10 protein-coding genes are annotated in these 12,932 nt (G+C 40.3%); 7 read left to right on the top strand and 3 right to left on the bottom strand.

Translation table 11 applies throughout. The annotated features are described in order from the left end of the window. The first annotated feature begins 95 nt into the window (after positions 1–95). Both C7Y70_RS17430 and C7Y70_RS17425 read left to right on the top strand, forming a co-directional pair. Entirely contained in the window at positions 96–500 is a 405-nt protein-coding gene (locus C7Y70_RS17430) for an HIT domain-containing protein (protein ID WP_135476130.1), read from the top strand. A 21-nt stretch (positions 501–521) separates the two neighbouring features. Continuing rightward, entirely contained in the window at positions 522–1,079 is a 558-nt protein-coding gene (locus C7Y70_RS17425) for a sulfur transferase domain-containing protein (protein ID WP_135476128.1), read from the top strand. Between the two features lie 44 nt (positions 1,080–1,123). On the opposite strand, the gene C7Y70_RS17420 is transcribed toward C7Y70_RS17425, so the two are convergent. Further along, positions 1,124–2,815, bottom strand: coding sequence for a Zn-dependent hydrolase (locus C7Y70_RS17420; RefSeq protein ID WP_135476127.1), 1,692 nt, complete (start codon positions 2,813–2,815; stop codon positions 1,124–1,126). 275 nt (positions 2,816–3,090) lie between these two features. Here C7Y70_RS17420 and C7Y70_RS17415 point away from each other — a divergent pair, with 275 nt between their 5' ends. Next, on the top strand, positions 3,091–3,930 hold the full coding sequence (locus tag C7Y70_RS17415) for an HDOD domain-containing protein (protein WP_099296339.1): 840 nt from the start codon (positions 3,091–3,093) through the stop codon (positions 3,928–3,930). Positions 3,931–4,028: 98 nt separating this feature from the next. On the opposite strand, the gene rdgC is transcribed toward C7Y70_RS17415, so the two are convergent. Both rdgC and C7Y70_RS17405 read right to left on the bottom strand, forming a co-directional pair. Then, positions 4,029–4,940, bottom strand: a complete 912-nt coding sequence (gene rdgC, locus C7Y70_RS17410) for a recombination-associated protein RdgC (RefSeq protein WP_135476125.1) — start codon at positions 4,938–4,940, stop codon at positions 4,029–4,031. Between the two features lie 121 nt (positions 4,941–5,061). After that, complete coding sequence (locus tag C7Y70_RS17405; protein WP_099296341.1) at positions 5,062–6,825, bottom strand: HAMP domain-containing sensor histidine kinase; 1,764 nt, start codon at positions 6,823–6,825, stop codon at positions 5,062–5,064. Positions 6,826–7,077: 252 nt separating this feature from the next. On the opposite strand from C7Y70_RS17405, the gene C7Y70_RS17400 reads away from it, so the two are divergent. From C7Y70_RS17400 to thrC, 4 genes are all read left to right on the top strand, one after another. Further along, the gene (locus tag C7Y70_RS17400; RefSeq protein ID WP_099296365.1) at positions 7,078–7,443 is read left to right on the top strand and encodes a response regulator; all 366 of its coding nucleotides are present in this window, start codon (positions 7,078–7,080) and stop codon (positions 7,441–7,443) included. A 229-nt stretch (positions 7,444–7,672) separates the two neighbouring features. Beyond that, on the top strand, positions 7,673–10,090 hold the full coding sequence (gene thrA, locus C7Y70_RS17395) for a bifunctional aspartate kinase/homoserine dehydrogenase I (RefSeq protein WP_135476123.1): 2,418 nt from the start codon (positions 7,673–7,675) through the stop codon (positions 10,088–10,090). 9 nt (positions 10,091–10,099) lie between these two features. Then, positions 10,100–11,026, top strand: a complete 927-nt coding sequence (thrB, locus tag C7Y70_RS17390) for a homoserine kinase (protein WP_135476121.1) — start codon at positions 10,100–10,102, stop codon at positions 11,024–11,026. Positions 11,027–11,043: 17 nt separating this feature from the next. Beyond that, positions 11,044–12,327, top strand: a complete 1,284-nt coding sequence (gene thrC, locus C7Y70_RS17385; protein ID WP_135476119.1) for a threonine synthase — start codon at positions 11,044–11,046, stop codon at positions 12,325–12,327. Positions 12,328–12,932 lie beyond the last annotated feature (605 nt).

Here is a 12,932-nt window from a genome sequence, read left to right as displayed (position 1 = left end):
AAACTGCCATGATGTTAAAGCCAAGCGTGGGCAACTGCAACTAAATGCTATAAAGTAGTTTAGATGCTCCATTGAGATAAATAAAAGGAATAAAAATGACAGTTGAATTTGCTTTAGCACCAGAGCTGGCTCGTGATTGTATTGACGTGGCTGACTGGCCTCTTTGCAAAGTGTTATTAATGAATGATAGCCAGTACCCCTGGTTTATCTTAGTGCCTCGTAAAGCAGGCCTAAAAGAGAGCATTGATTTAAGTGAAACAGAGCAAATTGTTTTAATGCAAGAGTCGGCTAAGCTAAGTCGATTACTACAAGATGTTTTCTCCCCAGATAAGCTCAATGTCGCAGCGCTGGGTAACATGGTGCCACAGCTACATATTCATCATATTGCCCGCTATAAATCGGATGCTGCGTGGCCAGCACCAGTGTGGGGTAAATATCCTGCTAAACCATATTCCGATGAACAAATAGCTAAGCTAAAAGCCGTTTTCAATCATTCTTAACGACGTACCTTTGAGAGTAGTATGAAATTTATAAAGCAATGTTGCACAAGCTTACTGTTATTATCATTATCTAATGCCACTTTTGCTGTATCTAATGAGCAAGCAAGTGTTGGCTTGTCAGTGCAAGCTAATTTTCACGCAATTGACAATGTTGGAGTCGCTAATTTAACACCTCATGCAGGGCATGTGTATTCAGCAGGCCAACCAAGTATTGATCAGTTTGAGGCATTAGCGCATGAAGGTATTAAGCATGTAATTAACCTGCGTGGGCAAAGCGAACAAGACTGGGATGAAAAAGCACTGGTTAACAGCTTAAATATGGATTATGTCGCGCTACCTATTACTGGTGCCAAAGATATAAATGTGAAGAATGCACGTTTATTAACGCAGTTTCTGGCACAGAGAAAAGGTGAGGCTGTGTTAGTTCATTGTGCTAGTAGTAATCGAGTCGGTGCGTTGATGGCTATTGCAGCTTATGAACGCAGCCAAGATATAGAGGCTTCCATTGCTGAGGGAAAAAGTTGGGGCTTAAAAAGCCTGGAGCCAGTAGTACGTAATGTTATAAGTAATCTAGACTGAGTATGTGTGTTACAGCCAGAGGCCGTAACACACTAGGTTTAATGCTAAAGCCCTAGTACAGCTTTACCTTGTTTAAAGGTTACATCAACAGGAATATTTGCTTGGCTTAGTTTTTCTAAGTCTTTAGCAAGCTCGGCTTTAATATCACCATGTGTGGCAATAAGTTGATCTACTTTTTGATAATCACCATCCCCTTGTAACGTCAAAATAAGGTTCGATAATTTAGCCATTGCCTGACCCATTTTTTCCATATTTACACGGTAAAGACCTTGCTCGTTTTTAGAGAAAGCGCCTTCTTGTGCAAAAAAGTTAAAACGGATCATGTTTGCTTTGCCATGTGCACTTGAGGCACCAAAACGTACTGAACGGAAAATACCCGCCATAAACGTGGTGTAGTAATCTTCCAATGTGCCTTGCGTTATTTCGCCTTTCTTAAGTAATTGTTCAACCATGTAAAGACCAAGGATATCTGCTTTTCCTTCTTCAAGCGCGCTAGCGTGTTCTTGTAAAGACTGGCGAACGGTTCCTTTACCTGTGATTGTATTTTTGATACCTAAACCGTGAGCCACTTCGTGGAACATCGTATTAGCAAAAAACGCATCAAAAGTAATGTGTTTACGTTGCTCTGGCACGATTAGTTGCTCTGCGATAGGTACTAAAATTTTATCAAACTTAGCGCGCATGGCATTTTTAAGCTGTAGACGACGTGTACCCTTTTCAAGCTGAACTTGTTCATCATTTGGTAGGTTGATAGCAATTGTTTTACTACCCGCATTTGAGTGACCTGCATAGTAAACAACATCGTATGCGTTTAGGTCTGCATCTGATCCTGGTACTTCTTGTTTATACTTGATATCAACAGGCAAGCCTTTTTGTAACTCAGGTAAGAAAGCTGCAAACTTAGCTAAACGCTCACTCCATGCTAAGTCTTTTACTAATACGTATGATTCGAATGCCGCACGTGAACCAAATAATTGATCTTCATATGTTTCTATAGGCCCAATAACCACATCAATAGGGTTATTTTTCATGTCCATCCAAGCAAAGTCAGATGCTTGATATTCATCACTGAGTAGCGCCTCGGCACGAAGGTTTAAGTAGTTTGCGAATTCTTTATCATCAGCAAGTTTACTTGCTTCTCGCAGCAGGACTGCTGCTTTTTCTAGTGCTTGTGCATACTCAATGGAGTAATCAACTGTATAAAGCTGACCTGCTTCATCACGCTTTACAATTGAATACAGCCCGTTTTTATCTTTAACGTCCGCATTATTAAGTTCTTCTTTTGTTATATCTGCAGGATAAAATTGTGCGCCTGGTGCTTTATCTTCATAACCTGATAGAAATACTTGATCACCATTTAAGCGGTCCCAAGGGCCGTAGTTTATAGCGGCAAACTTTTGCACTTCAGGGTCGTTTATTTTTGCTAAAAAGCTGGTTTTGTCTTCACCAAATGCTTGACGCCAAAATAGGTCATCCATGATTTTTGATGCATCGATTAACGTTGCGATCATGGCTTTTTGATTGTCACTTAAATGCGAAAGATCTGTGGTTAAGCTAAAGTCAGTATAAATAGCTAAGCGATCTTTATCGGCATTAATAAGCTGCTGTGAGATCGGTTTTTGAGTTTCATTTTTAGCTGATGTGTCTGAAATTTGGGTTGTAGCTTGCTCTGAGCATGCACTAAGAAAAGCGGCACCGCATAAAACGAGTGCTTTGCTAATTTGGTTAAGAGTCATTTTATTGCCTGTTATAAGAGAAGTTGGTAGCCAGTCACTTTGGGTTACTAGCCTTGCTTGAATAATGCATTAAAGCAAACCTTAAGCGCAAATAGCAAGTTTACTGCAATTTTATAAACAGACAGGAGAAAGTGGGCTTACTTATAAAATAAAGCGAGATAATTTTAGTAATTTCCTTAACTTTAGCGAGAACTTAGACAATACTGTGGGTATAACAAATAAAAGTTCCATAGCATGGCTTTTTCAGCAGGCTAATAACAAAGGATGACACATTTATGTCAACAGAAAACGCACTATTAACCATTTTGGTTGACCGAATTAATAACGACACTCTCGTGTTACCTACATTGCCAGAAATTGCGATTCGCGTTCGCCAAGCAGCAGATGACCCAGATGTAAATTTAACACAGATGGCTGATGTTATATCTCATGACCCTGCACTTGCTGCGCGCATGATCAAAGTGGCAAACAGTGCATTTATGGGGCGCTCAGTTAAAGTATCCAATTTAAACCAAGCTGTAACTCGTATCGGCTTAAGGCAAATTAAAAATATTGCAACCGCTATGGCGATGGAGCAACTCTTTGTGTCTCATAATGAGTTAATTAAAGGATATATGGATAAAGCGTGGCAAAAAACGCTTAAGGTGGCGTGCCACTCTATCACTCTTATGGAGTTCTTTTTAAAAGAAAACAAGCAAACATCACTAAATCGAGACACAATTACTTTAGCAGCGCTTGTTTATAATATTGGTGTATTACCTATTTTAACAGAGGCCGAACGTCATCCAGAAGTGTTTGCAAACCCAAGCTTTTTAGCTCATGCGATTCAAAAACTGAGTGGAAAAGTAGGGGGCGCCATTATGCGTGCTTGGGAGTTTACTGATGAATTTGTTGAAGTAGCTGAGAGTTGGGCAAATCCAAATTATCGCCCAGAACATATTTGTTACGTTGATTTCATTCGTATCGGTGCGATTATGGAAGGAATTCTTCAAGTTTCTGATAAGTCAGCTGCTTTACAGATGTATATTGATAAAGGCACCATCTCTTCTTTAGAGGTGTTTACAACCGATGAATACAATGAAATGTTAGATGATGTGAAATCTGTTTTTAGCTAATAAAGTAATAGTAATATACCCAAACCACCTCAAAATGCAGAATTCAGCGTTTCACTGGCTTGGGTATAAGCGCCATTACGGCGCTTATTATTTTAAAGTTAAGCTAGATCGTCAGCATCACCCAAACCGGATGTTAGCTCTTCTAACATTTGCTTTATTTCTTCAGAAGCTAAAATAAAATCAGCATCAAGCTTAATCAGCATATCTTCTTTAGGAATATCAGCATTCTCTTCTTTTAGTGTTTCCGAGTAACTTAAGCGTTTGATTGAACCATCATTTTGTAGCATAAACTTCAGGCGTTCTTGCCAATCAAGGGCGAGCTTAGTTACTCGCTTACCACTTTCAAGGTGAGATTTAACTTCATCACAAGCAAGATCATGGCCTTTAAGTTTTACTTGCGCGCCACTATCGTCCGCTTCTTCAAGTTCTGCATCAGAACCAATGGCAAAACCTTCTGGCGTACTAAAGTTGGTTAACCAGTCGGTTAGAAATACGTCTAAATCATAGTTTGCAAATGCAGGTACCACAGGTAATGTGCCAAGTGATTTACGTAAAAGTGCTAATAGTTCTTCAGCTTTATTAAAGCTACCACTGTTAACCACGACCCAACCATTTTCTTGGTCAACAAAAGCAAATTGTAAGCTCGATTTTTTAAACGCTTGAGGTAATAAAGTGTGAAGAATATTTTCTTTTAGCTCGTCTTTTTCTTTTTTCTTTACTGGGCGATTTTCTTCAGCTTCGATTTGCTCTATTTTTTCAGCAACCATTTCATTTACAACGGCAGCGGGTAAAACTTTTTCTTCGCGTTTTGCGCAAACTAAGATGCTTTTTTGAGAAAAATGAGAAAGAGATTCACCGTGTTTACCAAAGGCTTTGGTCCAGCCAAACGTGCTTAAGTCTTGGCTGCCGCAAGGGCGAAATACATCTTGCTCTAGGGCGTTATCAAAGTCTTCTTGAGTGTATGAAACATCTTGTTTAAAGCGGTAACAAATAAGGTTACTAAACCACATAGGGGATTTGATCCATTTGGTAAATTTGCTCAATCATAGCAATAAAAACCGGATGCTGAAATGGCTGATTTAGTTAATGCTCAGCAATTAAGCCAAGCATTAACCTAAACTTAAAATGCCTTTAATTATTGAAGATTGAAAGTGGCTTTGGCATGTCCTTAGGGAAGCTAATGTGGTAATGGAGGCCATTACCTGGCGAACTTGATACGTCGATATCACCACTAAGCGTTTGCTTAACTAAGTTAAATGTAATGTGTGTACCTAAACCACTTCCGCCTTGGTCGCGTTTAGTTGTAAAAAATGGGTCAAACAGCTTTTCTAGTTGTTGTTCGCTCACACCATTACCGTTGTCTTTAAAATCAATAACAACGTAATTATCATCATCCTTGATAATGATATCAATGATGCCATTTTCTAATCCATCAAAACCGTGAATCAATGAATTCATAATTAAATTAGTAAAAATCTGGCTTATAGCCCCTGCGGGTAAGTTCAGTGTTAGCTCTTCAGGGCAGTCTAAATTTATGTGGTGGCTAGTATTTTTAATTTTAGGGTGCAACGAGCGAATTACTTCTCCCAGATACTCTTTAAAATTAATAGTCCGCACAGCTTCACTTGCTTGGTCGACAGCTATTTGCTTAAAGCTGGCAACAAGCTCTGACGCTCTATCAAGGTTGCTGGTTAATAAGCTAGTGCTTTGTTTAGCGTCGTTAATAAACTCTTCCAATGCTTTTGGCGACAATGTTTTATCTTTGTAGGCGGCTTCAATTTGAACAAGTCGCTCTTGTAAAAACGATGTAGCTGTAACACCTATTCCTACAGGTGTATTGATGTCGTGAGTAATACCAGCGACTAAGCCACCCAATGCAGCCATCTTTTCCGAACTAACTAAACGTTCCTGAGCAATATTTAACTCATCAACATAGCGTTGTAGCTGAGTTTGCTTTGTAAGGAGTTCTTGCTCTGTATGGCGGCGTAGATCAACTTCTTCAGTCAATGTCAGCTTTTGTTTTTCTAGTTCATACTTTTGCTGTTGTAAGTCCATCATTGCTTGGCTCAAATTAGAGGTCTTTCGTGCCACTTCTTGCTCTAATTGTAGATTTTGTTGGTCAAGCTTTTCATTGCTGATAATAAGTTCTTTTTGAGTGTGCTCAAGTTCTTTACGGTATTGCACTACTTTGTCTATTAATGTATTGAAAGACTGCTCCATAACTTTTAATTCGTTATGTTCAGTTGTTTCAATATTGATGTGTTGTCCTTCAATATCGTTCAGTTCTAAATCTTCTATTTGCTCAGTTAATTGAGCAAGAGGATCAGTCAATAGCTTTCTAAAGGCCATTAAAAATAGGATGATTAAAAATGTGGTTTTGATCATCGCATTACCTATTAAAAAGTAAATTGAGATCATAATTCGACTAAAGACAACTTCTCTACTTGAGAAAAGGGTCACGTCACCTACTTGGGTGGCGCGTCCTGAAAATTCAAAAATTAAAGGGAAAGTGTAGCCAAATAAACCTGAAGGAGTATCTTCAATAATCGCCTCTTCTTGAACAAGCTGCTGACTGTATAGTTCTCGTATATCTAATGAGCGGCCTAGTTGTGATATTATTTCACCGCTGTCATCGCGTACAATAATGCCCTCAATCATTGGGATCGCAAGCAGTCCTTCAGCAGTTGTGATGGTTTGCTTTGTGTTTAACTCCCAAATTGCGCGAGTTAAACTACGGCTAAAAGTTTTTTGTAACGTAGTTAGCTCGTTGCGAATGTAATCTTTAGTATTGATATATTCAGCAATTACTTGGCCGCAAGTGACGACAAATGTAAGTAAAAAGTAGACAGATAATACGCTGGTCAATAGCTTTTTTGAGAGACTTTTTTGTAGCATGGATTGTCCATAGCTCCTTGGTGGCAATTGAATTACGTTTTGCTTTTACTAAAGTTAGCTAATAAACGTATAAAAATAAATAAAAGAATTGTTTATTAAGCAACAAAGTAAGGAAATTTTCTTTTTTTAGCAAAAACTTAAGCTTATCTCATTTTATTATTTGTGATATAAAATCTATTATCATTTGTCAAAACGTAATGAGTGTATGATCCACTTATTAACTTTTTTATTCTTAATCTAGTAGTTAAAGGTATGAATTTTTCTGTATTAGTCTGTGACGACTCAACTGTAGCACGTAAGCAAGTAGTGCGCTGTTTAAATGAATGTATTGATGCAGATATCAAGCAGGCTAAAAACGGTAAAGAAGCACTTGAATTAATGAAGACCCAGAGCTTTGACCTACTGTGTCTTGATTTAACGATGCCTGAAGTCGATGGCGTGCAGGTATTAGAAGCGATAAGAGCACAAAAAATTGAGTGTTTTGTTTTGGTTATCTCAGCGGATATCCAAGAAAAAATGAAGCTGCGCGTCACTCAATTGGGGGCTATCGACTTTATTCACAAGCCAATAGATAAACCAAGGTTGAAAGAAGTCTTGCATAAATTTGGCATTCGATAGTTTTTTATATAACCAAAAAACATAATTTATCTTTTCAAGTGGGTTGACAGAATAGCCACCTTTGAGGCAGTCTAAAGGCTATGAAAACAAATAATCACGTACTGACCATTATTATTACAACCACCATTCTTACTGGATAGTGGCATAGGTCGGTGCAACAAATTTAAAGGCCTGTGTTCACTAAGAACACAGGCCTTTTTTCGTTTTATGGGATGAGGAAACATAAAAAATGCGAGTATTAAAATTTGGTGGGTCATCACTTGCCGACTTTGCGTGTTTACGACAGGTAGCTCAGTTAGTCAAAGCGCAACTAAAAGATGAAATGTTATTGGTATTGTCAGCGCCAGGCGGTATGACTGACTCTCTTGTTGCGCTGGCTAGCAGCGCAGAACAAGGGCTAGATTACAGCGACCAATGGCAAGCTTTAACGCAGCGTTGTGAAAGTTTAAAAAGTGCAGTAGAAGCCGATTTTGGTCAGGTCGAGAACTGGCCAGATCTTGATGAATTAAGCAATAAACTGGCAGGCGTAAAACTGATTAAGTGTTGCCCTGATCAAGTACGTGCGTATGTTATTAGTTTTGGTGAACGCGTTAGTGTGTCATTAATGCAATGTTTATTGAGCTCACACAATGCACGTTATTTAGAAGCCACAGCCTGCATCGCTTCAACGGGTGGTCATATTGATGCTGAAGCTGATTTAGCTGCCAGTAAGGTTCGTTTTCAAGCAGCATTAAAAGAAAGCCCTGCTAACATTTACATCATGCCTGGTTTTACGGCAAGTAATGAACAAGGTGAGTTAACAACACTTGGCCGTAACGGCTCTGATTATTCAGCTGCGATTGCAGCAGCGTGTTTAGAAGCCGACGTGTGCCAAATTTGGACTGATGTAGATGGCGTTTATAATGCCGATCCTCGCTATATTAAAAAGGCGACTAAGGTCGATTTTTTATCTTATAAAGAAGCGATGGAACTGTCTTATTTTGGTGCTAAGGTGCTTCACCCGAAAACAATTTTACCGTGCGCTAAAGCGGGCGTGCCATGTGAAATTAAAAATACCCATAACCCAGAGGCGCAAGGCTCATTAATTGGTAATGATTATTCGTCAGATGAACCTGTAAAAGCGCTGTCTAGCTTACAAGATCTTGCCATGTTAACGGTTTCGGGCCCAGGCATGAAAGGTAAAGTAGGTATGGCATCAAAGGTATTTAATGCCCTTGCCCATGATAACGTGTCTATCGTATTAATCACGCAATCGTCGTGTGAATTTAGTATCAGTTTTTGTGTTCATGAATCAGATTTAGCCCTTGCACTTGAAGCTTTACAAACGGCCTTTGAACTAGAGTCGCAAGCGGGTCTGATTGAGCCTGTACAAGTGCAGCGTAATTTAGCGATTGTTACCCTAGTAGGTGACAACATGCGCGCGCACAAAGGCTTAGCTGCCAAGTTTTTTGCCTCTTTAGCACAAGCACAAGTAAACATTGTTGCAATTGCACAAGACTCGACTGAAAGTGCTATCTCAGCGGTTATTGACGGTGAACTGTGTAACGATGCTGTAAAAGTGTGCCACGAAAACTTCTTTACTCATATCCCATCAATCGATGTGTTTTTACTGGGCTGTGGCTTAGTCGGTCAAGAGCTAATTCAGCAACTTGAGCGCCAACAAGCCTGGCTTGAAAAACGCAACATTAAACTTAACTTGTATGGCGTAGCCAACTCTCGTCAACTTCATTTAGACAGTGAAGGGGTGCAATTTAATGATTGGCAGCAAAAGCTCGCAACATCAGAGCAAGGGTTTGATTTAAAACTGGTTGAGCAATTTGTAAAGCAAAATCATTTAATCAACCCGGTGCTGGTTGATTGTACTTCTTCGGATGCATTAGCTGCACAATACGTCGACTTTTTAAATGCTGGTTTTCATGTCGTTGCGGCCAATAAAAAAGCCACAACTAGCTCGTATACGTATTACCAAGATTTAATTAGTGCAACGCAAAAAAATAACCGCAAGTTTTTATACGAAACCAACGTAGGCGCTGGCCTTCCGGTTATTGATAACTTGCAGTCGCTATTTGGTGCTGGTGATGAGTTACTTGAATTTAGCGGTATTTTATCAGGTTCGTTGTCGTATATGTTTGGCGCGCTAGAGGATGGCTTGTCACTATCAGAGGCCACAGTTAAAGCAAAGGAGAGTGGCTTTACTGAGTCAGATCCACGGGATGACTTATCAGGTACTGATGTTGCGCGTAAGCTTCTAATCATTGCTCGCGAGGCAGGGTTAAAACTAGAGCTTAGTGATATCGAAGTTGAATCTGTGCTACCACAAGGGTTTGCACAAGATGACAGTGTTGATGACTTTATGGCCAAGCTGCCTAGCTTAGATGCCGCATTCAATGACCGCATCCACAGTGCAGCAAGTGAAGGCAAAGTGCTACGTTATGTTGGTACTATCAAGCAAGGTCACTGCAAAGTCGGTATTGAGGCTGTTGATTCAAGTCATGCACTGAGTGTTATTCGTGATGGAGAAAACGCATTAGCAATTTTGAGTGAGTACTACCAACCGCGCCCATTTGTTATTCGTGGATATGGGGCGGGCTCTGCGGTGACCGCCGCGGGTGTATTCGCTGACATCTTAAAAACATTGTCTCGTTAGGAGAGAGCTATGATTGAAGTATATGCTCCGGCTTCTATCGGTAATTTTGCGGTAGGGTTTGATGCCTTAGGTGCCGCGCTTGCACCAATTGATGACACTTTATTGGGTGATGTTGTGGCTGTTAGTTCAGCATCGGCTGATGAGTTTATTTGCTCTGGCGACTATGCCCATAAACTGCCCACTGATGCCAGTGAAAATTTAGCGTATCAATGCTTAGTGCATTTTCGTGAACATGTAGCGCCCAATATGCCGACGGTTAAGCTTGAGCTGAAAAAGAACTTACCTATAGGCTCAGGGCTTGGTTCTAGCGCATGCTCAGTGGTTGCCACATTTGCAGCGCTTGATAAATTTGCTGATACCAAGCTTAGTCAAGTTGCACTCATTGAATTAATGGCTGATTTTGAGGCTATTGTTAGTGGGGGGCGTCATTATGACAACATTACCCCATGTTATTTAGGTGGGTTGCAGCTAACGGGCGATTTAATCCCCGATAAATCACTGGCGTTACCTGTCGATGATAGCTGGTATTACGTGGCGGCTTTTCCGGGGTTTTCACTCAATACAGCTAAAGCTCGTTCGGTGTTACCCACACAGTTAAGCATGCATGCGAGTGTAGAGTTTGCTCAGCGTTTATCGGCGTTTAGCACGCTACTGCTTACGAACCGTTTTGATGACGCTCTATCAATTATGAGTGATGAAATAGCCGAACCACACCGTGCTCCTCTCATCACTGGATTTAGTGAAGCGAAAGCAGCGCTACCTGAGCTAGGTGCTGAAATTGTCAGTATTTCAGGAGCAGGACCAACGTTATTTACTGTGTGTAAAACGCTTGAAGCGGCAAAGCAGTGTGAGCAATGGTTACAAAGTAATTATATAAACGAACAAGGCTTTTGCCATATCTGTAAGCTTGATAATGCCGGCACGCGTCAGCTATAAGAATTAAGGAACTAAGAATGCAATTACATAATTTAAAGGACGATACGCAAAAAGTGTCGTTTGTTGAAGCGGTTAAAACAGGCCTTGGCCGTAATCAAGGGGTGTTTTTTCCTGAATCTTTAGCGCCCATGGCAGATATTGATGCCTTGCTTGAAATGGACTTTGTCAGCCGTAGCTCGGCTATTTTATCGCACCTGATTGGCGATGAACTCCCGGCAGATACCGTGGCACAAATGGTGCAAAATGCCTTTAACTTCCCGGTTAAGTTAGTGGAAGTAGAAGAGAATATTTATTGTTTAGAGCTATTTCATGGGCCAACCCTTGCGTTTAAAGACTTTGGCGGGCGTTTTATGGCGGAGTGTTTAGCGCAGTTCAGCCAAGGTGAAAAAACCACTATTTTAACGGCGACCTCAGGAGATACTGGCGCCGCTGTGGCACATGCTTTTTACAATAAGCCCAATATCGACGTAGTCATTTTATACCCTAAAGGCAAAATATCACTGGCTCAGCAAAAGTTATTTACGACTCTTGGCAACAACATTCATTGCTATGCGGTAGAGGGCAGTTTTGATGATTGCCAAAGCATGGTAAAAAATGCCTTTTTAGATGATGAAGTAAAAACACGCCTAGGCTTGAACTCCGCTAACTCGATCAATATTAGCCGTTTAGTGGCACAAGTATGCTATTACTTTGAAGCCATTGCACAGCTACCAAAAGAAAAACGTGCAACTGCACATGTTTCTGTACCAAGTGGTAACTTTGGTAATGTGTGCGCCGCGATGATAGGTGCCGTAATTGGCTTACCTGTTGCTAAGCTCAGCGCCACAACCAATCAAAATGATACAGTGCCGCGTTTTATTGCAGATAAAAACTGGGCACCAAATGCAACAATTGAGTCGCTGTCAAATGCGATGGACGTGAGTAAGCCTAATAACTGGCCTCGCGTGCAAACCATGCTTGATAACAACTGGTTTAGTTATGAAAACTTTTACTCAACCAGTGTGGATGAAAACGACACTCAAGCTGTTATGAAAAAAATCCAACAAACAGGGTATGTTGCTGAACCACACACCGCGATTGCTTACCAAGGCCTAAAAGCTGATTTAGCCCCAGGCAGTGCAGGTATATTCTTAGCAACTGCACACCCTGCTAAATTTAAAGAAAGTGTTGAAGAGATTTTAGCTATTGAACTTGATATGCCAAAGCCGCTTGCAGATGCCCTTGCTAAGCCGTGCTTAGCACAAGAGATTAAAGATGATTATGAAGAGTTACGAAACATCATCTTAGAAAAGCTAGGTTAGACCTAAAGTGCAACAGCAGCGAAGTGATTAATGCTGTTGCACTCTCAGCTAGAGCCATAAATAAAATATTCCTACCAGTGAAGCAGTTAATCACACCATAGACCGTGAGCGCCTGTTTAATACTCTTAGCAATATGATTAGCATCGCAATTAAACACAGTATTAAGCCTGCAATTGTTACTATTTGATAAGGAGCCCATCTAATCAAAAGTAGTGCACACGTTAACAAAAGAAAGGGTTTAAATTCATAGTAGTAATAGTGCTTCTTTACTTTTTTGCGATTAACTTTGTGATCAATTCGTCGAGCGTTAGAGCGTAAGCGCCAAATGTTAGCGCCATTTAAAAACACTATGATACCAATCGCGGTTGGGATAATAGAGCTTGCAATAAGTAAGCAGCTTGCACCAAAGGTGAAGTAAAAATAGGGAATCGATTCGTATATAGGTTTTGCGAGCATAGCGGTTAAAGTATCATCCTTGATCACATTTCATTAAATTGTAGTTTAAATAGAAACATATGCAATGTGATTGTTACCCAAACACCTCAAAATGCAGAATTCAGCGTTTCACAGGAGTTTAATATCAAGGCGTTACTTTGCAAGAATGG

Origin of the sequence: Pseudoalteromonas sp. KS88, assembly GCF_004766475.1 — a bacterium.
Classification (GTDB): Bacteria; Pseudomonadota; Gammaproteobacteria; order Enterobacterales; family Alteromonadaceae; genus Pseudoalteromonas.
The sequence above is the reverse complement of the archived record's forward strand: the minus strand, read 5'-3'. Positions and strand labels throughout refer to the sequence as shown.